Annotated in this window: 21 protein-coding genes; 19 read left to right on the forward strand and 2 right to left on the reverse strand. The window is 69.9% G+C overall.

Annotated elements, in window-relative coordinates:
- The first annotated feature begins 162 nt into the window (after positions 1–162).
- The 8 genes from hisD (at position 163) to hisI (ending at position 6,611) form a co-directional block, all read left to right on the forward strand.
- Positions 163–1,476: a histidinol dehydrogenase gene (gene hisD / locus AC5Y2S_RS27065; RefSeq protein WP_499959609.1), complete on the forward strand. Its 1,314-nt coding sequence runs from the start codon at positions 163–165 to the stop codon at positions 1,474–1,476.
- Positions 1,473–2,609: a histidinol-phosphate transaminase gene (locus AC5Y2S_RS27070; protein ID WP_499959568.1), complete on the forward strand. Its 1,137-nt coding sequence runs from the start codon at positions 1,473–1,475 to the stop codon at positions 2,607–2,609. Before hisD ends, AC5Y2S_RS27070 begins: the two co-directional genes overlap by 4 nt.
- On the forward strand, positions 2,606–3,223 hold the full coding sequence (gene hisB / locus AC5Y2S_RS27075; protein WP_499901953.1) for an imidazoleglycerol-phosphate dehydratase HisB: 618 nt from the start codon (positions 2,606–2,608) through the stop codon (positions 3,221–3,223). The genes AC5Y2S_RS27070 and hisB overlap by 4 nt, the downstream gene beginning before the upstream one ends.
- A complete protein-coding gene (gene hisH / locus AC5Y2S_RS27080; protein ID WP_499959569.1) occupies positions 3,220–3,837 on the forward strand; it encodes an imidazole glycerol phosphate synthase subunit HisH in 618 nt (205 codons plus the stop codon). The genes hisB and hisH overlap by 4 nt, the downstream gene beginning before the upstream one ends.
- An 82-nt stretch (positions 3,838–3,919) precedes the next feature.
- A complete protein-coding gene (gene priA / locus AC5Y2S_RS27085; protein ID WP_499959570.1) occupies positions 3,920–4,663 on the forward strand; it encodes a bifunctional 1-(5-phosphoribosyl)-5-((5-phosphoribosylamino)methylideneamino)imidazole-4-carboxamide isomerase/phosphoribosylanthranilate isomerase PriA in 744 nt (247 codons plus the stop codon).
- Positions 4,664–4,667: 4 nt separating this feature from the next.
- Positions 4,668–5,480, forward strand: coding sequence for an inositol monophosphatase family protein (locus tag AC5Y2S_RS27090; protein WP_499959571.1), 813 nt, complete (start codon positions 4,668–4,670; stop codon positions 5,478–5,480).
- A gap of 1 nt (position 5,481) precedes the next feature.
- Positions 5,482–6,267, forward strand: coding sequence for an imidazole glycerol phosphate synthase subunit HisF (gene hisF / locus AC5Y2S_RS27095; protein WP_499959572.1), 786 nt, complete (start codon positions 5,482–5,484; stop codon positions 6,265–6,267).
- Positions 6,264–6,611 (forward strand): phosphoribosyl-AMP cyclohydrolase, encoded by a 348-nt coding sequence (hisI, locus tag AC5Y2S_RS27100; protein ID WP_499959573.1) that lies wholly within the window; start codon positions 6,264–6,266, stop codon positions 6,609–6,611. Before hisF ends, hisI begins: the two co-directional genes overlap by 4 nt.
- Here the strand turns inward: hisI and AC5Y2S_RS27105 are convergent.
- Positions 6,608–8,143, reverse strand: a complete 1,536-nt coding sequence (locus AC5Y2S_RS27105; RefSeq protein ID WP_499959575.1) for a serine/threonine-protein kinase — start codon at positions 8,141–8,143, stop codon at positions 6,608–6,610. The genes hisI and AC5Y2S_RS27105 overlap by 4 nt on opposite strands.
- 122 nt (positions 8,144–8,265) lie before the next feature.
- Between AC5Y2S_RS27105 and AC5Y2S_RS27110 the strand changes: the two genes are divergently transcribed.
- Positions 8,266–9,369 (forward strand): calcium:cation antiporter, encoded by a 1,104-nt coding sequence (locus AC5Y2S_RS27110; protein WP_499959577.1) that lies wholly within the window; start codon positions 8,266–8,268, stop codon positions 9,367–9,369.
- A 104-nt stretch (positions 9,370–9,473) separates the two neighbouring features.
- Here AC5Y2S_RS27110 and AC5Y2S_RS27115 read toward each other — a convergent pair whose 3' ends face one another.
- Positions 9,474–9,938, reverse strand: coding sequence for a peroxiredoxin (locus AC5Y2S_RS27115; RefSeq protein ID WP_499959579.1), 465 nt, complete (start codon positions 9,936–9,938; stop codon positions 9,474–9,476).
- A gap of 53 nt (positions 9,939–9,991) precedes the next feature.
- Between AC5Y2S_RS27115 and AC5Y2S_RS27120 the strand changes: the two genes are divergently transcribed.
- The 10 genes from AC5Y2S_RS27120 (at position 9,992) to AC5Y2S_RS27165 (ending at position 20,190) form a co-directional block, all read left to right on the forward strand.
- Entirely contained in the window at positions 9,992–11,530 is a 1,539-nt protein-coding gene (locus tag AC5Y2S_RS27120) for an anthranilate synthase component I (RefSeq protein WP_499959610.1), read from the forward strand.
- On the forward strand, positions 11,523–12,182 hold the full coding sequence (locus AC5Y2S_RS27125) for a TIGR02234 family membrane protein (protein WP_499959581.1): 660 nt from the start codon (positions 11,523–11,525) through the stop codon (positions 12,180–12,182). Before AC5Y2S_RS27120 ends, AC5Y2S_RS27125 begins: the two co-directional genes overlap by 8 nt.
- A gap of 99 nt (positions 12,183–12,281) precedes the next feature.
- Entirely contained in the window at positions 12,282–13,100 is an 819-nt protein-coding gene (gene trpC, locus AC5Y2S_RS27130) for an indole-3-glycerol phosphate synthase TrpC (RefSeq protein WP_499882348.1), read from the forward strand.
- Between the two features lie 33 nt (positions 13,101–13,133).
- Positions 13,134–14,399 carry a tryptophan synthase subunit beta gene (gene trpB / locus AC5Y2S_RS27135; protein ID WP_499959582.1) on the forward strand — a complete coding sequence of 422 codons (1,266 nt, stop codon included), beginning with the start codon at positions 13,134–13,136 and terminating at the stop codon, positions 14,397–14,399.
- Positions 14,396–15,211 (forward strand): tryptophan synthase subunit alpha, encoded by an 816-nt coding sequence (trpA, locus tag AC5Y2S_RS27140; protein WP_499959584.1) that lies wholly within the window; start codon positions 14,396–14,398, stop codon positions 15,209–15,211. Before trpB ends, trpA begins: the two co-directional genes overlap by 4 nt.
- Positions 15,208–16,911, forward strand: coding sequence for a prolipoprotein diacylglyceryl transferase (locus AC5Y2S_RS27145; RefSeq protein ID WP_499959585.1), 1,704 nt, complete (start codon positions 15,208–15,210; stop codon positions 16,909–16,911). The genes trpA and AC5Y2S_RS27145 overlap by 4 nt, the downstream gene beginning before the upstream one ends.
- Positions 16,912–16,983: 72 nt before the next feature.
- Positions 16,984–17,397, forward strand: coding sequence for a TM2 domain-containing protein (locus tag AC5Y2S_RS27150; protein WP_499959587.1), 414 nt, complete (start codon positions 16,984–16,986; stop codon positions 17,395–17,397).
- Entirely contained in the window at positions 17,387–17,815 is a 429-nt protein-coding gene (locus tag AC5Y2S_RS27155) for a DUF2752 domain-containing protein (protein ID WP_499959588.1), read from the forward strand. The genes AC5Y2S_RS27150 and AC5Y2S_RS27155 overlap by 11 nt, the downstream gene beginning before the upstream one ends.
- A gap of 63 nt (positions 17,816–17,878) precedes the next feature.
- Positions 17,879–19,297, forward strand: a complete 1,419-nt coding sequence (gene pyk / locus AC5Y2S_RS27160; RefSeq protein ID WP_499959590.1) for a pyruvate kinase — start codon at positions 17,879–17,881, stop codon at positions 19,295–19,297.
- A gap of 11 nt (positions 19,298–19,308) precedes the next feature.
- Entirely contained in the window at positions 19,309–20,190 is an 882-nt protein-coding gene (locus tag AC5Y2S_RS27165) for an acyl-CoA thioesterase II (RefSeq protein WP_499959591.1), read from the forward strand.
- Positions 20,191–20,280 lie beyond the last annotated feature (90 nt).

Consider the following 20,280-nt stretch of genomic DNA (forward strand, 5'->3'; position numbering starts at 1 on the left):
CGAGCTTCACGCATCGAATGTTTATCGCAAGCGGTAATTTAATCCCAATTAAGCTCTGGGGCGGCAATCGAGGTACCGGCTATCCGGCGCCGACCGCGCGCCGCGAACCCCCGCGAGCTAATCCGGTTGCTCCCATCAGGGACAATGGTCTATGTGAACACGATCGCCCGCATTGACCTGCGCGGCGCGGAGCTGACGGCCGCCCGGCTGCGGGCGGCGCTGCCGCGCGGCGGGGCCGACGTGGACAGCGTGCTGCCCACGGTGCGCCCCATCGTGGAGGCCGTCGCGGAGCGCGGGGCCGAGGCGGCGCTGGAATACGGCGCGTCCTTCGACGGGGTGCGGCCCCCGGCCGTCCGGGTCCCCGGCGCGGCGCTCGACAAGGCCCTGGCGGATCTCGTACCTGAGGTAGCCGAGGCGCTGCGGGTCATGATCGAGCGCACCCGCGCCGTGCATGCCGCCCAGCGCCGCGCCGACGTCATCACCACGCTCGGCCCCGGCGCCACGGTCACCGAGCGGTGGGTGCCCGTGGAGCGGGTGGGCCTGTACGTGCCCGGCGGCAACGCGGTGTACCCGTCCAGCGTGGTGATGAACGTGGTGCCGGCGCAGGCCGCCGGGGTCGGCTCCCTGGTGGTGGCCAGCCCGCCGCAGGCGGCGTTCGACGGCCTGCCGCACCCGACGATCCTGGCCGCGGCCCGGCTCCTGGGCGTCGACGAGGTGTGGGCCGTCGGCGGCGCGCAGGCGGTCGCGCTGCTGGCCTACGGCGGCACCGACACCGACGGCTCGGACCTCGCGCCGGTTGACATGATCACGGGGCCCGGCAACATCTACGTCACCGCCGCCAAGCGGCTGTGCCGGTCCCGGGTGGGCATCGACGCCGAGGCGGGGCCGACGGAGATCGCCATCCTCGCCGACCACACCGCCGACCCCGCCCACGTGGCCGCCGACCTGATCAGCCAGGCCGAGCACGACGAGATGGCGGGCAGCGTGCTGGTGACGCCCAGCGAAAGCCTCGCCGCCGCCACCGACACCGAGCTGGCCGCCCAGCTGCAAACGACCGTGCACCGCGAGCGGGTGACGGCCGCGCTCGGCGGGCCGCAGTCGGCGATCATCCTGGTCGACGACCTGGACGCCGGTGTCAAGGTGGTCAACGCCTACGCCGCCGAACACCTGGAGATCCAGACCGTCGACGCGGCAGCGGTCGCCGGCCGAATCCGTTCGGCCGGAGCCATTTTCGTTGGTCCGTACGCGCCGGTGAGCCTCGGCGACTACTGCGCCGGGTCCAACCACGTGCTGCCGACCGGCGGCAGCGCCCGCCACTCCAGCGGCCTGTCAGTGCAGACGTTCCTGCGCGGCATCCACGTCGTCGACTACACCGAGGCGGCGCTGAAAGACGTGTCCGGACACGTGGTCGTGCTGGCCGAGGCCGAGGACCTGCCGTCGCACGGCGAGGCGGTCCGGCGGAGGTTCGAGCGATGACCGAACGCGACCAGCCCACGCTGGACGACCTACCGCTGCGCGACGACCTGCGCGGCAAATCGCCTTACGGGGCGCCGCAATTGCCGGTTCCGGTGCGGCTGAACACCAACGAGAACCCGCACCCGCCGACCCAGGCGCTGGTCGACGACGTGGTGCGGTCGGTGCGCGAGGCCGCCGCCGACCTGCACCGCTACCCCGACCGTGACGCGGTCGCCCTGCGTCGCGACCTGGCCGCCTACCTCACCGCCCAGACCGGCACCCCGCTCGACGTCGAAAACCTCTGGGCCGCCAATGGCTCCAACGAGATCCTGCAGCAGCTACTGCAGGCGTTCGGCGGGCCGGGGCGCAGCGCGATCGGGTTCGTCCCGTCCTACTCGATGCACCCGATCATCGCCGACGGCACCCGCACCGAGTGGCTCGAGGCGGCGCGCGCCGAGGACTTCAGCCTCGACGTGGACGCGGCCGTCGCCGCGGTCGTCGACCGCCGGCCCGACGTGGTGTTCATCGCCAGCCCCAACAACCCGACCGGGCAAAGCGTTTCGCTGGCCGACCTGCGGCGGCTGCTCGACGTGGTGCCGGGCATCCTGATCGTCGACGAGGCCTACGGCGAGTTCTCGTCGCAGCCCAGCGCGGTGGCGCTGGTCGCGGAGTATCCGACCAAGCTCGTCGTCACCCGCACCATGAGCAAGGCATTCGCGTTCGCCGGCGGGCGGCTCGGGTACCTGGTCGCCACGCCGGCGATGATCGACGCGATGCTGCTGGTGCGGCTGCCGTATCACCTGTCGTCGGTCACCCAGGCCGCGGCCCGCGCCGCGCTGCGGCACGCCGACGACACCTTGGGCAGCGTGGCCACCCTGATCGCCGAGCGGGAGCGCGTCACAACGGCGTTGAGCGGCATGGGTTTTCGGGTGATCCCGAGCGACGCGAACTTCGTGCTGTTCGGCGAATTCGCCGACGCGCCGACCGCGTGGGCGCGCTACCTGGAGGCCGGCGTCCTGATCCGCGACGTCGGGATCCCCGGCTACCTGCGCGCCACAACGGGTCTGGCCGAGGAGAACGACGCCTTCCTGCGGGCCAGCGCCCTGATCGCGGCCACCGAACTGGCCCCAGCCACCTCAGTAGGAGCCCCGTGAGCACCGAGACCCGCCGCGCCCGAATCGAACGGCGCACCAAGGAATCCGACATCGTCGTCGAGCTCGACCTCGACGGCACCGGACAGGTCGATGTCGACACCGGGGTGCCGTTCTACGACCACATGCTGACGGCGCTGGGCAGCCACGCCAGCTTCGACCTGACCGTGCGCACCAAGGGCGACGTCGAGATCGAGGGCCACCACACCATCGAGGACACCGCGATCGCGCTGGGCCAGGCGCTCGGGCAGGCGCTGGGCGACAAGAAGGGCATCCGCCGCTTCGGGGACGCCTTCATTCCGATGGACGAGGCGCTGGCCCACGCCGCGGTGGACGTCTCCGGGCGGCCCTACTGCGTGCACACCGGCGAGCCGGATCACCTGCAGCACACCACGATCACCGGCAGCTCGGTGCCGTATCACACCGTCGTCAACCGGCACGTGTTCGAAACGCTGGCCTCCAACGCCCGCATCGCGCTGCACGTGCGCGTCCTGCACGGCCGCGACCCGCACCACATCACCGAGGCGGAATACAAGGCGGTGGCCCGCGCGCTGCGTCAGGCGGTCGAGCGCGATCCCCGGGTGTCGGGTGTGCCGTCCACCAAAGGTGTTCTGTGAGCAAATCTGTTGTGGTGCTCGATTACGGCTCGGGCAACCTGCGGTCGGCGCAACGCGCGCTGCAGCGGGTCGGCGCGTCGGTCGAGGTGACCGCCGACCCGGCGGCCGCGGCGGCCGCCGACGGGCTGGTGGTGCCGGGGGTCGGCGCTTTCGAGGCCTGCATGACGGGCCTGCGGAAAGTCGGGGGAGACCGCATCATCGCCGAGCGGGTAGCCGCCGGGCGCCCCGTGCTGGGTGTGTGCGTGGGCATGCAGATCCTGTTCGCCCGGGGCGTGGAATTCGGGGTGGAGACCAAGGGCTGCGGGCAGTGGCCGGGGGCGGTCACCCGGCTGGACGCCCCGGTGATCCCGCACATGGGCTGGAACGTGGTCGAACCCGCGCCCGGCAGCGCGCTGTTCAGGGGGCTGGCCCCCGACGCGCGGTTCTACTTCGTGCACTCCTACGCCGCACAGCGGTGGGAGGGTTCGCCGGAGGCGATGCTGACGTGGGCGACCCACCAGGTGCCGTTCCTGGCCGCGGTCGAGGACGGGCCGCTGGCCGCCACCCAATTCCACCCGGAGAAGAGCGGCGACGCCGGCGCAGCGGTGCTGAGCAATTGGGTTGAGGGACTGTGAACAACTTCGCGAGGGTGCCGCTGGCGACGCAAACGCCGGGAAGGGGCGTCGCCAGTTGCACTTTCGGCGCGCGGGAGGGACTGTGCTGATTCTGTTACCGGCCGTCGACGTGGTCGACGGCCGCGCCGTGCGCCTGGTGCAGGGCAAGGCCGGCAGCGAAACCGAGTACGGCTCGGCGCTGGACGCCGCGCTGGGCTGGCAGCGCGACGGCGCCGAGTGGATCCACCTGGTCGACCTGGACGCCGCGTTCGGCCGCGGCTCCAACCGCGCGCTGCTCGCCGAGGTGGTGGGCAAGCTCGACGTCAAGGTGGAGCTGTCCGGCGGCATCCGCGACGACGACTCGCTGGCCGCGGCGTTGGCCACCGGCTGCGCGCGGGTCAACCTCGGCACCGCGGCCCTGGAGAACCCGCAATGGTGCGCGCGGGCGATCGACGAGCACGGCGACAAGGTCGCCGTCGGCCTCGACGTCCAGATCGACCCCACCCATCCAGAAGGCCAGCACCGGCTGCGCGGCCGCGGCTGGGAGACCGACGGCGGCGACCTGTGGGAGGTGCTGGAACGCCTTGACGGGCAAGGGTGTTCGCGGTACGTCGTCACCGACGTCACCAAGGACGGGACTTTGGGCGGCCCCAACCTCGAGCTGCTGGGCGCGGTGGCCGACCGCACCGAGGTACCGGTGATCGCGTCGGGCGGCGTGTCCAGCCTGGACGACCTGCGCGCCATCGCCACGCTCACCGACCGCGGGGTCGAGGGCGCCATCGTGGGCAAGGCGCTCTACGCCGGGCGGTTCACCCTGCCGCAGGCCCTGGCCGCGATGAGGGCGTAGCCGCATGGACCTGAACGCAATGGTGTCGCCCCTGGTCGACAAGGCGTCCGTCATCCTCGACGCCGCGGTGCCGCGCTTCCTGGAGGGCCACCGCGCCGATTCCGCGGTTGCCAAGAAGGGCAACGACTTCGCCACCGAGATCGACCTCGCCATCGAGCGGCAGGTCGTCACCGCGCTGCAAGCCACCACCGGGATCGGGGTACACGGCGAGGAATTCGGCGGCACCGACGTGAACTCGCCGTGGGTGTGGGTGGTGGATCCCGTCGACGGCACGTTCAACTACGCGGCCGGGTCGCCGATGGCCGCGATCCTGCTGGCCCTGCTGCACGACGGCGAGCCCGTCGCGGGCCTGACCTGGCTGCCGTTCACCGGCGAGCGATACACCGCCATCGCTGGCGGCCCGCTGATCAAAAACGGTGCGCCGCAGCCGTCGCTGGAAACCACGCAGCTGGCCGACAGCCTGGTCGCGGTCGGAACGTTCAGCGCCGACTCGCGCGGCCGGTTCCCGGGCCGCTACCGGCTCGCCCTGCTGGAGAACCTGAGCCGGGTGTCGTCGCGGCTGCGCATGCACGGCTCCACCGGCATCGACCTGGTCTACGTCGCGGACGGGATCGTCGGTGCGGCAATAAGTTTCGGTGGCCACGTCTGGGACCACGCCGCCGGCGTGGCGCAGGTGAGGTCCGCGGGCGGCGTCGTCACCGACCTGGCCGGCAAACCGTGGACCCCCGCGTCGGACTCGGTGCTGGCCGCGGCGCCCGGCGCGCACGAGGAGGTCCTCGAGATCCTGCGCGCCGTCGGCGATCGGGAGGACTACTGAGATGTACTCCGGTAGCGGCCTTGCCGTGCGGGTAATCCCGTGCCTGGACGTCGACGCCGGGCGGGTGGTCAAGGGCGTCAACTTCGAAAACCTCCGCGACGCCGGCGATCCGGTGGAACTGGCCGCGGCTTATGACGCCGAGGGTGCCGACGAGCTGACCTTCCTGGACGTGACGGCGTCGTCGTCGGGCAGGGCGACCATGCTGGACGTGGTGCGCCGCACCGCCGAGCAGGTGTTCATCCCGCTCACGGTCGGTGGCGGGGTGCGCACCGTGGCCGACGTCGACACCCTGCTGCGGGCGGGGGCCGACAAGGTGTCGGTCAACACCGCCGCGATCGCCCGGCCGGACCTGCTCGCCGAGATGGCAACCCAATTCGGTTCGCAGTGCATCGTGCTGTCCGTCGACGCCCGCACGGTGCCAGCCGGGTCGGCGCCGACGCCGTCGGGCTGGGAGGTGACCACCCACGGGGGGCGCCGCGGCACCGGCATCGACGCCGTCGAATGGGCGGCCCGCGGCGCCGAGTTGGGGGTGGGGGAGATTCTGCTCAACTCGATGGACGCTGACGGCACCAAGGCGGGGTTCGACCTGCCGATGCTGCGCGCGGTGCGCGCGGCGGTCACGGTGCCGGTGATCGCCAGCGGCGGCGCCGGCGCGGTCGAACACTTCGCGCCCGCGGTCGCCGCCGGGGCCGATGCGGTGTTGGCGGCCAGCGTCTTTCACTTCCGCGAACTGACCATCGGGCAGGTCAAGGCCGCCATGGCGGCGGAAAAGATCACGGTCCGATGACGCTCGACCCGAAGATCGCCGCGCGACTGAAGCGCAACGCCGAAGGGCTCGTCACCGCCGTCGTGCAGGAGCGCGGCAGCGGCGACGTGCTCATGGTCGCCTGGATGGACGACGACGCACTGGCCCGCACCCTGGAAACCCGTGAGGCAACGTACTTTTCGCGGTCCCGCGGCGAACAGTGGATCAAGGGGGCAACGTCCGGGCACACCCAGCACGTCCACTCGGTGCGCCTGGACTGCGATGGCGACACCGTGCTGCTGACCGTCGACCAAGTCGGCGGCGCCTGCCACACCGGCGATCACAGCTGCTTCGACGGCGACCAGCTGCTGGCGCCCGAAGGCTAGCTCGGCGCGACGTCCAACCCGGTGGCCGCTGCGATCGCGGCGCGCGCCCATTCGTGGCGGAAGACCGCCGGCGCGATGCGGTCCCGGCGGATGATCTCCAAATCGATCGCCTTTCCGGTGAGCGCCGCGTTGGGCACCCGGAAGGAAAAGGCGGGCTCGCCGGTGGCCACCGCCAGGATGGCGTCGCTGTCGGTGAAATGGTTTGCGACCATGACGTTTTCGGCCCACTTGAATGGTTTGAGGCCGCCGAAGTTCGGGACGTACATCACCCACAACCTGGTGCCGCGCCCGTTGTAGAGGTTGGTGAGCGCGCGGTTGACGGCGTCGTACTCGAGCGGCCCGAGCACGCCCGACTGATCGGTGATCTGGCCGGACAGCTGGATCGCGGCGGGTGCCGGAGTCGGAGCTGGGTTGCCGGGCGACAACGGCGCCGCCGACGCCGATGGTGCGCTGGCTTTGTGCGAGTGGTTTCGGGCGCCGAGGGCGCGGACCCCGAAGTAGGCGCCCACGGCGACCACCGCGATCGCTACGAGCGCGGCGATCGCCACCACCGGTCCCCGCCCGCCGGAACGCTCCGCGGCCGGGGCCGGCGGCGCGCTCTTGGGCTTCGGGATCACCGTCGTCGGCGCGGGGATGACCGAGGTGGGGCCGGCCGTCACCGCCGACGCCGCGGTGTCGAGCCCGCTGCCCAGCGCGGCGGCGAATTCGGCGCACGTGGCGAAGCGGTCGTCGGGCTTCTTGGCCAGCGCCTTGGCGATGGCGCCGTCCAGGTCGGCCAGCTCGGGCCGGCGCTCGCTGATGTTCGGCGGCGGCGCGGACAGGTGCTGGGTGATGACCACCGCCGGGTTGGAGTGGCGGAACGGGGCGGACCCGGCCAGCAGGTCGAACGCGGTGCAGCCCAGCGCGTATTGGTCGGCCCGCCCGTCCACATCGAGGCCCTGCAGCTGTTCGGGCGCGCAGTACGCGGTGGTGCCCACCAACATGTTGGTCGCGGTCAAACCGCTGATCTCGCCCAATTCGCGGGCGATGCCGAAGTCGGCGAGCAGGATCCGTCGTTTGGGGCTGGCGTCGGTCAGCAGGATGTTGGCCGGTTTGACGTCGCGATGCAGCAGCCCGCGCGAATGGGCGTAGTCGAGCGCGTCGGCGACGGCCGAAATGATCTCCACCACATCGGCTTTCGGCATCCCTGACGGGTACTGGCTGCGCAGCAGATTGGCGGCGTCGGTGCCCTCCACGTAGTCCATCGAGATCCACAGCTGCCCGTTGTATTCGCCGCGGTCGTGGATGCCGACGATGTGTTCGTTGTACAGGCTCGCCGCCAGGTCGGCCTCGCGGTTGAAGCGTTGGCGAAATTCGTCGTTCGCGGTTAGTTCGCCCGGCAGGATCTTCAGGGCGTCGCGCCGTGGCAGCCGCGGGTGCTGCGCCAGATACACCTGGCCCATGCCGCCCGTGCCGAGACGGCGGATGATCGTGTATCCGGCGAAAACCTGCCCCTCGGTCAGGTCTTCGTGGCGCCCGCCGCTTTCTGGCATGTGAGCATGGTACTGAGGCCGCTGTCGCGCAAAGCCGTATTCGGCCCAGGCCGGAAGATGACTGCCTCGCCCGGGTGCACCCGTCGGGCGCGGGCGCGCGTCATCGGCGAGAATGGCGGGCGATGCGCAAGCGGCTGTCGTGGGACTCCTGGACCACAGCGGTGCCGGTGATCGCCGTCGTCGTGCTGACGGCCACCTGGGGCGAGCACCTCGGGCCGGTACTGATCGCGCTGCAGGCCGTGCTGTTGATCGGGGCCGTGCTGGCGGCCGTCCAGCACGCCGAGGTGGTCGCGGCCCGCGTCGGCGAGCCGTTCGGGTCGCTGGTCCTCGCGGGCGCCGTGACGATCATCGAGGTGGCTCTCATCGTCGAGCTGATGGCGTCGGGCGGCAACGAGGCGGCCACGCTCGCCCGGGACACCGCGTTCGCCGCGTTCATGATCACCACCAACGGGATTGCGGGTTTGTCGCTGTCGTGGGGTTCCCGGCGCTACGGCGTGACGCTGTTCAACGCCGAGGGCAGCGGAGCCGCGCTGGCCACCCTCACCACGTTGGCGACGCTGAGCCTCGCGCTACCCGCGTTCACCATCAGCCACCCCGGTAAGGAGTTCTCCCCGGGCCAGCTCATCTTTGCCGCCGTCGCCTCGCTCCTGCTGTACCTGCTGTTCGTGTTCACGCAGACCGTTCGGCATCGCGACTTCTTCCTGCCCGTCGCGCAGAAGGGCCAGAAGCGGCTTTTCGAAGAGGACGAAAACCACGCCGACCCGCCGAGCGCCCGTTCGGCGCTGGTCAGCCTGGTGCTGCTGCTCGTCGCGCTGGTGGCGGTGGTGGGCCTGGCCGAACAGGAATCGCCGGCCGTAGAACGCCTGGTGACGGCGGCCGGGTTTCCCCAGACGTTCGTCGGGGTGGTGATCGCGATGCTGGTGTTGCTGCCCGAGACGCTCGCGGCGGTGCGCGCGGCCCGGCGCGGCCGCATCCAGACCAGCCTCAACCTCGCCTACGGCTCCGCGATGGCCAGCATCGGGCTGACGATCCCCGCCATCGCGCTGGCCAGCATCTGGCTGAAGGGGCCGCTGGTGCTCGGCCTGGCGCCCACCCAGCTGGTGTTGCTGGCGCTGACCGTGGTGATCAGCATGCTGACCGTGGTGCCCGGCCGGGCCACCCGCCTACAGGGCGAGGTGCACCTGGTGTTGCTCGCCGCCTACGTGTTCCTGGCGATCATCCCCTGACAGGTACCGCGAGCTGGGGGCACCTCCCGCTTGCGGGGGAACGCAGAATCGCATAAACCCTCGCGCTTTCACGCGATTCTGCGTCTGCTCGCGCGGGCTAGGGGCTAGGCCGAGGACCGCGCCCGCAGCGTCTCCAGCGCCTTGTCGGCGTGGGTGTCCATGCTCAGCTCGCTGGAGATGACGTCGAGCACCGTGCGGTCGGTGTCGATGACGAACGTCGTGCGCTTGACGGGGATCAGCTTTCCGAGCAGCCCGCGCTTGACGCCGAACTGCGCGGCGACGGCGCCCTCGGTGTCCGACAGCAGCGGGTAGTCGAACTTCTGCGTCTCGGCGAACTTGGCTTGCTTTTGCACAGGATCGACGCTGATGCCGACCCGGTTGGCGCCGACGGCGGCGAATTCGGAGGCCAGGTCGCGGAAGTGACAGGCCTCCTTGGTGCACCCGGGCGTCATCGCGGCGGGGTAGAAGAACAGCACCACGGGGCCGTCGGCGAGCAGGGCGCTGAGCCTGCGCGGCGTTCCCGTCTGGTCGGGGAGCTCGAAGTCGGCCACGGTGTCACCAGGTTTCATGCGCGTCACGCTACGCCCGAATGCCTCGTCGGCCCATCTGGGAAGATGGGTCGGTGCACGCCCACCTCGCCTCCGGCACCTCACGGGAGGAGTTCCGCCAGCTCGCCGCGGAGCACCGTGTGGTCCCGGTGACCCGCAAGGTCTTGGCCGACAGCGAGACTCCGCTGTCCGCCTACCGCAAGCTCGCCGCCAACCGGCCCGGCACGTTCCTGCTGGAGTCCGCCGAAAACGGGCGATCCTGGTCGCGGTGGTCCTTCATCGGGGCGGGGACGCCGTCGGCGCTGACCGTGCGCGACGGCGAAGCGGTGTGGCTGGGCACGGTGCCGAAGGACGCCCCCACGGGCGGCGACCCGCTGCGGGTGCTGCGGGAGAGCCTCGAGCTGCTGGCCACCGCCGCCATGCCCGGGCTGCCGCCGCTGTCGGGCGGCATGGTCGGCTTCTTCGCCTACGACCTGGTGCGACGGCTGGAACGCCTGCCCCAGCTGGCGGTCGACGACCTGCACCTGCCCGACATGTTGCTGCTGCTGGCCACCGACCTGGCGGCCGTGGACCACCACGAGGGCACCATCACGCTGATCGCCAACGCCGTGAACTGGAACGGCACCGACGAGCGCGTCGACGAGGCCTACGACGACGCGGTGGCCCGCCTCGACGTGATGACCGCGGCCCTAGGCCAGCCGTTGCCGTCGACCGTCGCCACGTTCGGCCGGCCCGAACCCCGGCACCGCTCGCAGCGCACCGTCGAGGAATACAGCAAGATCGTCGACTACCTCGTCGAGCAGATCGCGGCGGGCGAGGCGTTCCAGGTGGTGCCGTCGCAGCGCTTCGAGATGGACACCGACGTCGATCCCATCGACGTGTACCGGATGCTGCGGGCCACCAATCCGAGCCCCTACATGTATCTGTTGCACGTGCCGAATAGCGCTGGGGAGACGGACTTTTCGATCGTCGGGTCCAGCCCGGAGGCGCTGGTCACCGTCGCCGACGGCTGGGCCACCACGCACCCGATCGCCGGGACCCGCTGGCGCGGCGACACCGACGAAGCGGATCAGCTGCTGGAAAAGGAGCTGCTGGCCGACGAGAAGGAACGCGCCGAGCACCTGATGCTCGTCGACCTTGGCCGCAACGACCTCGGCCGGGTCTGCACGCCCGGCACGGTTCGCGTCGACGACTACAGCCACATCGAGCGCTACAGCCACGTCATGCACCTGGTGTCGACGGTGACCGGGATGCTCGGCGAGGGCCGCACCGCACTGGACGCGGTGACGGCCTGCTTCCCGGCCGGCACGCTGTCGGGCGCACCCAAGGTGCGCGCGATGGAGCTCATCGAGGAGGTGGAGAAGACGCGCCGCGGCCTGTACGGCGGCGTGGTCGGTTACCTCGACTTCGCCGGCAACGCCGACTTCGCCATCGCCATCCGCACCGCGTTGATGCGCGACGGCATCGCCTACGTTCAGGCCGGCGGCGGCGTGGTGGCCGACTCCAACGGCCCCTACGAATACACCGAGGCCTCCAACAAGGCGCGGGCGGTGCTCAACGCGATCGCGGCCGCCGAGACGCTGACCGCGCCGCCCTCGAGCGACGATGGCTGAATCCCGTCGGGCCCGGCTCACGATCGTCATCGCCCAACTGCTGCTGGTGGTGGCCGCGGGGGCCCTGTGGGTGGCGTCGCGGCTGCCGTGGGTGGTGATCCGCTCCTTCGACGGGCTGGGCCAGCCCAAGCAGGTGACGTTGTCCGGCGGCTCGTGGTCGACGGCGCTGCTGCCGTTGGCGCTGCTCATGCTGGCCACCGCCGTCGCGGCCCTCGCGGTGCGCGGCTGGCCGCTGCGGGTGCTGGCCGTGCTGCTGGCCGCGGCCAGCCTGGCGGTCGGCTATCTGGGGGTCAGCCTGTGGGTGCTTCCGGAGGTGGCGGCGCGCGGTGCCGAACTGGCCCATGTCCCGCTGATGTTCCTGGTCGGAAGCGAACGGCGGTACTTCGGCGCCGGGGTCGCCGTGGCCGCCGCCGTGTGCACGCTGATCGCGGCCGTCTTGTTGATGCGGTCGGGGGGTCTGCCGCGCGAGAGCGCGACTAAATACGCTGCGCCCGCGACCCGCCGATCCAATGCGCTACGCGAAAGCGATCGCGGGGAGATGCTGGAGGGGCAGCAGCAGCCGGAGATGTCGGAGCGGATGATTTGGGATGCGCTTGACGAGGGACACGACCCGACCGATCGGGCCCGGGGGTCAGACAGCGAGGGTCGGTGACGAGCCGCGAGGTGACGGTCGCTACCCTTCATTGACGTCATCGAAATCGGCTGAATACCCGAGCGACAGTGGGATGGCAGTGGGAAGGGAACGACAGGCATGAGTCCGGCATCCGTGCTTGACTCCATCCTCGAGGGAGTCCGAGCCGACGTTGCCGCGCGCGAAGCCGTTGTCAGCCTGAGCGAGATCAAGGCGGCCGCCGCAGCGGCGCCCCCGCCGTTGGACGTCATGGCCGCGTTGCGCGAGCCCGGGATCGGCGTCATCGCCGAGGTCAAGCGCGCCAGCCCGTCGGCGGGTTCACTAGCGCCCATTGCCGATCCGGCGAAGCTGGCCCGGGCCTACGAGGACGGTGGCGCCCGCATCATCAGCGTCCTGACCGAAGAGCGACGTTTCAACGGCTCGCTCGACGACCTCGACGCGGTGCGGGCCGCGGTCTCAATTCCGGTGTTGCGCAAAGACTTTGTGGTGCAGCCCTATCAGATCCACGAGGCGCGTGCGCACGGCGCCGACATGCTGTTGCTCATCGTCGCCGCGCTGGAGCAGTCGGCGCTGGTGTCGATGCTCGACCGCACCGAATCGCTCGGCATGACGGCGCTGGTCGAGGTGCACACCGAGGAAGAGGCCGACCGGGCGCTGAAGGCGGGGGCCAACGTGATCGGCGTCAACGCGCGCGATCTCACGACGCTGAACGTGGACCGGGATTGCTTCGCCCGCATCGCCCCGGGGCTGCCCAGCAAGGTGATCAGGATCGCCGAATCCGGCGTCCGCGGCACCGGGGACCTGCTGGCCTACGCCGGTGCCGGCGCCGACGCCGTGCTCGTCGGTGAAGGTCTGGTCAAGAGCGGTGACCCCCGCGCGGCGGTTGCCGATCTGGTCACCGCGGGCACCCACCCGTCCTGCCCGAAACCGTCTCGCTAGGACGCCGATGAGCCGTCCCCGCGTCGAGAATTGGTGATGGTAGACCTGTCCCGCCCGGAGCTTCCGCTCGCGAGTGCGGCCATCGCCGAACCCACCCGACATGACCCCGATCAGGGTGGTCATTTCGGCGTGTACGGCGGTCGCTACGTCGCCGAGGCGCTGATGGCGGTCATCGAGGAGGTGACCGCCGCCTACGAAAAGGAACGCGTCAACCCGGACTTCCTCGACACCCTCGACGACCTGCAGGTCAACTACGCGGGCCGGCCGTCGCCGCTGTACGAGGCCGTCCGCCTGTCCGAGCACGCCGGCTCGGCGCGGATCTTCCTCAAGCGAGAAGACTTGAACCACACCGGTTCTCACAAGATCAACAATGTCCTGGGCCAGGCCTTGCTGGCCAAGCGGATGGGCAAGACCCGGGTGATCGCCGAGACCGGGGCCGGTCAGCATGGCGTGGCCACGGCCACCGCGTGCGCACTGCTCGGGTTGGACTGCGTGGTCTACATGGGCGCCGTCGACACCGCGCGCCAGGCGCTCAACGTGGCCCGGATGCGGCTGCTGGGCACCGAGGTGGTCTCCGTCGACAGCGGCTCGCAAACGCTCAAGGACGCCATCAACGAGGCGTTTCGGGACTGGGTGACCAACGCCGACAACACCTACTACTGCTTCGGCACCGCGGCGGGCCCACACCCGTTCCCGACCATGGTGCGCGACTTCCAGCGCGTCATCGGGCTGGAGACCCGCGCCCAGATCCAGGCGCAGGCCGGCAGGTTGCCTGACGCGGTCACGGCGTGCATCGGCGGCGGATCCAACGCGATCGGGATCTTCCACGCCTTCATCGACGATCCCGGCGTGCGGCTGATCGGATTCGAGGCGGCCGGCGACGGCGTCGAGACCGGCCGGCACGCGGCGACGTTCACCGGCGGTTCGCCGGGCGCGTTCCAGGGATCGTTCTCCTACCTGCTGCAGGACGAGGACGGGCAGACCATCGAATCCCATTCCATCTCGGCCGGTCTGGACTACCCGGGCGTGGGCCCCGAGCACGCGTGGCTGCGGGAGACCGGACGCGCCGAATACCGGCCCATCACCGACGCCGAGGCGATGGACGCCTTCCGGCTGCTGTGCCGCACGGAGGGCATCATCCCGGCGATCGAATCCGCGCACGCGGTGGCCGGCGCCGTCAAGCTCGGCGCCGAGTTGGGCAAGGGCGCCGTCATCGTCGTGAACCTGTCGGGGCGCGGCGACAAGGACGTGGAGACGGCCGCGAAGTGGTTCGGCCTGTTGGGGTCCGGGGACAAGTGACCGTCGAACAGAGCCAAGCGAGCCGGCTGGGGCCGACGTTCGATGCGTGCCGCACGGACAATCGCGCGGCGCTGATCGGGTACCTGCCGACCGGTTATCCCGACGTGCCGACGTCGGTGGAAGCGATGATCGCGCTCGTCGAATGCGGTTGCGACATCATCGAAGTCGGTGTGCCGTATTCGGACCCGGGCATGGACGGCCCGACCATCGCCCGGGCCACCGAGGCCGCCTTGCACGGGGGAGTGCGGGTCCGTGACACGCTGGCCGCCGTCGAGGCGATCAGCGCGGCCGGCGGGCGCGCGGTGGTGATGACGTACTGGAACCCGGTGCTGCACTACGGGGTTGACGCGTTCTCGCGCGACCTGGCGGCGGCGGGCGGGCACGGCCTGATCACGCCCGACCTCATTCCCGACGAGGCCGGGCAGTGGCTGGCGGCGTCCGAGGAGCATCGGTTGGATCGCATCTTCCTGGTGGCGCCGTCCTCGACCCCGCAGCGGTTGGTCACCACCGTCGAGGCGTCGCGCGGGTTCGTCTACGCCGCCTCGACGATGGGGGTGACCGGCGCGCGCGACGCGGTGTCGCGGGCCGCGCCCGAGTTGGTGAGCAGGGTGAAGGCGGTGTCCGACATACCCGTCGGCGTCGGCCTCGGCGTGCGTTCGCGGGAGCAGGCCGCGCAGATCGGCAGCTACGCCGACGGCGTCATCGTCGGGTCCGCGCTGGTGTCGGCCCTGGGCGACGGGGGATTGCCCGCGCTGCGCGCGCTCACCGGGGAACTGGCCGACGGTGTGCGGCTGAGGGCGGCCGCGTCGTGACACAGCTGCTCGCGTACATCCCCAGCCCGCCGCAGGGCGTGTGGCACCTGGGGCCGTTGCCCATTCGCGCCTACGCCCTGTTCATCATCGCCGGCATCGTGGCGGCCCTGATGATCGGCGACCGGCGCTGGGAGGCGCGCGGCGGGCAGCGTGGCGTGATCTACGACATCGCGCTGTGGGCCGTGCCGTTCGGCTTGGTGGGCGGCAGGCTCTATCACCTGGCCACCGATTGGCGCACCTATTGGGGCCCGGCCGGTGCCGGGTCGATGGCGGCGCTGCGGATCTGGGACGGCGGGCTGGGCATCTGGGGTGCGGTGGCCCTGGGTGCCGTCGGTGCGTGGATCGGCTGCCGGCGGCGCGGAATTCCGTTGCCGGCCTTCGGCGACGCGATTGCGCCGGGAATCATTTTGGCGCAGGCGATCGGTCGGCTGGGAAACTATTTCAACCAGGAGCTCTACGGCCGGGACACCACGCTGCCGTGGGGTTTGGAGATCTTCTACCGGCGCGACCCCTCCGGATACGTCGACCCGCATTCGCTCGACGGGGTCTCGACGGGTCAGGTCGCGCTCGTCGTGCAGCCGACGTTCCTTTACGAATTGATCTGGAACCTCCTGGTTTTCGTCGCGTTGATCTACATCGACCGGCGGTTCAACTTCGGCCACGGGCGACTGTTCGCGCTCTATGTCGCCGCCTACTGCGTCGGGCGCTTCGGCGTCGAACTGCTGCGCAACGACACGGCCACCCAGATCGCCGGGATCCGGATCAACGTCTTCACTTCGACTTTCGTGTTCATCGGGGCCGTGGTCTACATCATCCTGGCGCCGAAGGGCCGCGAGGACCCCGCGAGCCTGCGCGGCAATGACTACGAGGCCGAGGAAGCGCCGAAACCCAAGCCGGAAGCGAAGCCGGAGCCCAAGCCGGAGCTCGAGCCGATAACCGGCGTTCGGGTCTTGGGGGCCGCCGGCGTTGCCGCGGTTATTGGGGCGGGGAGGGCGACGAAGAAGCTGATACCGGGGAGGCGGTCGAGCCCGGTGGAGGCCGCTGAGGCCGAAGCCGTCGATGCCGACACCGTCGAAGCGGCGGCCCCGAAGTCGGGGGCCGAAGAGTCGGCGGCCGAAGCGCCCGAAACCGTCGAGGCCACGGTCGCGGAGCCCGAAGCCGAAGAACCGGAAGCCGAAGAGCCCGAACCTGCGGAGTCGGAAGCTGCCGAGGCGGAAGCCGAGCAGCCCGAGGCCGAAGAGCCCGAGGCCGAAGAATCCGAAGCTGAAGAGTCCGACGAGTCCGAGGAACCCGAAGTCGCGGATGCGGAGGCTGCCGTGGCGGAGGCCATCGAAAGTGAATCCGCAGAGCCCGAGGCCGCGGAGGCGGAGGCGGTTGCTACCGAGGCCGCGGACGCCGAAGTCGCGGAGCCCGAGGCCGAAGAACTCGAACCCGAGGTCGAGGCAACCGAGGCCGAGCAGCCCGAATCCGACGAGACCGAAGCCGAAGACGCCGACGAACCCGAAGTCGCGGAACCCGAGGCCGAAGAGCTCGAGCCCGCGGCCGCCGAGCCCAAAACTGAAGAGCCAGAAGTTGATTCGGAGTCTCCGCAGCCGGAAGGGTCGGTGCAGGATGCCGGCGGCGAGCAGGCGGAAGCCGATGAGATCGCCTCGACGCGGCGCCGATTGAGTTTCCGCCTGAGGGGCCGCCGGGGTCGTTAAGGCTCGTCGAACGTCGAGTTGTTGTGCGAAATTGGCGGTTTTGCCCGCAACTAGTCGACGTTCGGCGCGGTAATGGGGCATGCTGAAAACGTGACTGACCAGCCGTGGATCGACCCCGCACAGCCGGCCCCGCCGCCGCAGCAGCCGGGATATCAGCCGGGGTATCCACCGCAGTACCCGCCGCAATATCCCGCGGCTGGCCCCTACTACGACCCTTCCGCGCCGTATGGCCGACATCCCGTGACCGGGCAACCGTTTTCGGACAAATCGAAAACCATCGCGGGCCTGCTGCAGCTACTCAGCCTGATCGGCGTTGGCGGGATCGGCCGCTTCTACATCGGCGACATCGGGATCGGTGTCGCACAGCTGCTCGTGGGCTGGCTTACCTGTGGGATCGGGCTGATCTGGCCGATCGTGGACGCGATTCTGATGTTGACCGGCAACGTGCCCGACTCGCAGGGACGCCCGCTGCGCGATGGCACCTGACCCTGCACCGCGCGCGCCGGGGAGCACGCACCGCCATCGCACGGCCATCGCGGCCGGCGGCGGGGCGCTGCTGGCCGGCGCGCTCGGTTACGTCGGACTGGTCGACCCGCACAACGTGAATTCGGTGTATCCGCTGTGCCCGTTCAAGTTGCTCACCGGCTGGAATTGCCCGCTGTGCGGTGGCCTTCGGATGACGCACGACCTGCTGCACGGCGACCTGATGGCCACCATCAACGACAACGTGTTCCTACTGGTCGGTATCCCGATGCTGGCCGGATGGATCCTGGTTCGCCGCCGCAACGGTCAGTCGGTCCTGCCGATCCCGGCGGTCGTGTCCGTCCTCGTCGCGGCCATCGCCTGGACGGTGCTGCGCAACCTTCCGGGTTTCCCGTTGGTGCCGACCGTCCTCAGCGGGTAGCCGCCGCCCGTCGGGTCGGTTAAGTCGGGCTGCCATCGCCCCGCACGACTATGCTGGTTCGTCGTGAGTAGACGCGGGAAGATCGTCTGCACCCTTGGCCCTGCAACCAACTCTGACGAGCTGATTCTGGCGCTGGTGGAGGCCGGAATGGACGTCGCCCGAATGAACTTCAGCCACGGCGACTACGCCGATCACAAGGCCGCCCATGACCGCGTGCGGGCCGCCTCCGACACCACCGGTCGCGCGGTGGGTGTGCTCGCCGACTTGCAGGGCCCGAAGATCCGGCTGGGACGCTTCGCCACCGGGTCCACCTACTGGGCCGACGGAGAAACGGTGCGCATCACCGTCGCGGACTGCGAAGGCACGCACGACCGGGTATCGACCACCTATAAGAGGCTGGTCAAGGATGCAGTCGTCGGTGACCGGGTGCTGGTCGACGACGGCAACGTCGGTCTGGTGGTCGATGCCATCGACGGCGACGACGTCGTCTGCATCGTCAGCGAGGGCGGTCCGGTCAGCAACAACAAGGGCATGTCGCTGCCCGGCATGAACGTGTCAGCCCCCGCCCTGTCCGACAAGGACATCGAGGATCTCACCTTCGCACTCGACCTCGGGGTCGACCTGGTCGCGCTGTCGTTCGTGCGTTCGCCGTCCGACGTCGAGCTGGTCCACGAGGTGATGGACCGGGTCGGTCGGCGGGTTCCGGTGATCGCCAAGCTGGAAAAGCCGGAGGCCGTCGACAACCTGGAAGCGATCGTGCTCGCGTTCGACGCCATCATGGTGGCGCGCGGCGACCTGGGCGTAGAGCTACCTCTGGAAGAGGTCCCGCTGGTGCAGAAGCGGGCCATCCAAATGGCCCGGGAGAACGCCAAACCCGTCATCGTGGCAACCCAGATGCTTGAGTCGATGATCGAGAACTCGCGGCCGACGCGCGCCGAGGCCTCCGACGTCGCCAACGCCGTGCTCGACGGCGCCGACGCGGTGATGTTGTCCGGCGAGACGTCGGTGGGCAAGTACCCGCTGGCGGCGGTACGCACCATGTCGCGGATCATCTGCGCCGTCGAGGACAATTCCACCGCCGCCCCGCCGCTGACGCACGTGCCGCGCACCAAGCGGGGAGTGATCTCCTACGCCGCCCGCGACATCGGTGAGCGCCTCGACGCCAAGGCCCTGGTCGCGTTCACCCAGTCCGGCGACACGGTGAAGCGGCTGGCGCGCCTGCACACTCCGTTGCCGCTGCTGGCCTTCACGGCCTGGCCCGAGGTGCGCAGCCAACTCGCCATGACGTGGGGCACCGAGACGTTCATCGTCCCGATGATGACGTCGACGGACGGCATGATTCGCCAGGTCGACAAGTCGCTGCTCGAGCTCGGTCGCTACAAGCGCGGCGACCTGGTGGTCATCGTCGCGGGCGCGCCGCCGGGCACAGTAGGCTCGACCAACCTGATCCATGTGCACCGGATCGGGGAGGACGACGTCTAAGGAGCTGAGGAGTGCCCGTGCCGGCTGGCAACGATTTCGAGGAACTGCTGGCGCTACTCGACCTGAACCGTGTTTCGGAAAATCACTTCACCGGCTCGCACCCCAGCAAGAACCCGATGCGCACGTTCGGCGGCCAGCTCATGGCGCAGTCGTTCGTCGCCAGCAGCCGCACGCTGGCCCAGGAAGACCTGCCGCCCAGCGCGCTCTCGGTGCACTTCATCAACGGCGGCGACATCACCAAGGACATCGAATTCCACGTCACACGGCTGCGCGACGAGCGCCGCTTCGCCAACCGGCGCATCGACGCCGTGCAGGACGGGATTCTGTTGTCCACGGCCCTGATCTCGTACATGTCGGGCGGCCCCGGCCTCGAGCACGGCGTCGACCCGCCTCAGGTGGCGCCGCCCCACGCGCAGCCGTCGCTCGGCGAGCTGTTGCGCGGCTACGAAAAGATCGTCCCGCACTTCGTCAACGCCCTGCAGCCCATCGAATGGCGCTTCACCAATGATCCCTCCTGGGTCATGCGCGACAAGGGAGAGCGGCTGGCGCACAACAGGGTCTGGATGAAGGCGCTGGGTGCGCTGCCCGACGACCCCGTGCTGCACACCGCCACCATGTTGTTCTCCTCAGACACCACGGTGCTGGACTCGGCCATCACCACCCACGGGCTGTCGTGGGGCTTCGACCGCATCTTCGCGGCGTCCGCCAACCATTCCGTGTGGTTTCACCGGCAGGTGAAATTCGACGACTGGGTCCTGTACTCGACGTCGTCGCCGGTGGCCGCGGATTCGCGTGGGCTTGGCACCGGTCACTTCTTCGACCGCTCCGGGCGGGTGATCGCCACGGTGGCGCAGGAAGGCGTGCTGTTATATTTCCCGGCTTCCGGACGATAGACAGGTCACAGTACGACATACCCGCAGGAAAACCGCCTGATTTGGCGCCCACTGGGGCCGCGATCGGGCGTAAGTTCCAATCAGCAGGGT

Source organism: Mycobacterium sp. NGS69 (assembly GCF_059812165.1).

Excerpts from the sequence above, each read along its gene's own strand:
- AC5Y2S_RS27070 (WP_499959568.1), top strand. The coding sequence starts at position 1,473 with ATGACCGAACGCGACCAGCCCACGCTGGACGACCTACCGCTGCGCGAC.
- AC5Y2S_RS27090 (WP_499959571.1), top strand. The coding sequence starts at position 4,668 with ATGGACCTGAACGCAATGGTGTCGCCCCTGGTCGACAAGGCGTCCGTC.
- hisF (WP_499959572.1), top strand. The coding sequence starts at position 5,482 with ATGTACTCCGGTAGCGGCCTTGCCGTGCGGGTAATCCCGTGCCTGGAC.
- hisI (WP_499959573.1), top strand. The coding sequence starts at position 6,264 with ATGACGCTCGACCCGAAGATCGCCGCGCGACTGAAGCGCAACGCCGAA.
- AC5Y2S_RS27105 (WP_499959575.1), bottom strand. The coding sequence starts at position 8,143 with ATGCCAGAAAGCGGCGGGCGCCACGAAGACCTGACCGAGGGGCAGGTT.
- AC5Y2S_RS27110 (WP_499959577.1), top strand. The coding sequence starts at position 8,266 with ATGCGCAAGCGGCTGTCGTGGGACTCCTGGACCACAGCGGTGCCGGTG.
- AC5Y2S_RS27115 (WP_499959579.1), bottom strand. The coding sequence starts at position 9,938 with ATGAAACCTGGTGACACCGTGGCCGACTTCGAGCTCCCCGACCAGACG.
- AC5Y2S_RS27125 (WP_499959581.1), top strand. The coding sequence starts at position 11,523 with ATGGCTGAATCCCGTCGGGCCCGGCTCACGATCGTCATCGCCCAACTG.
- trpC (WP_499882348.1), top strand. The coding sequence starts at position 12,282 with ATGAGTCCGGCATCCGTGCTTGACTCCATCCTCGAGGGAGTCCGAGCC.
- AC5Y2S_RS27150 (WP_499959587.1), top strand. The coding sequence starts at position 16,984 with ATGGGGCATGCTGAAAACGTGACTGACCAGCCGTGGATCGACCCCGCA.
- AC5Y2S_RS27155 (WP_499959588.1), top strand. The coding sequence starts at position 17,387 with ATGGCACCTGACCCTGCACCGCGCGCGCCGGGGAGCACGCACCGCCAT.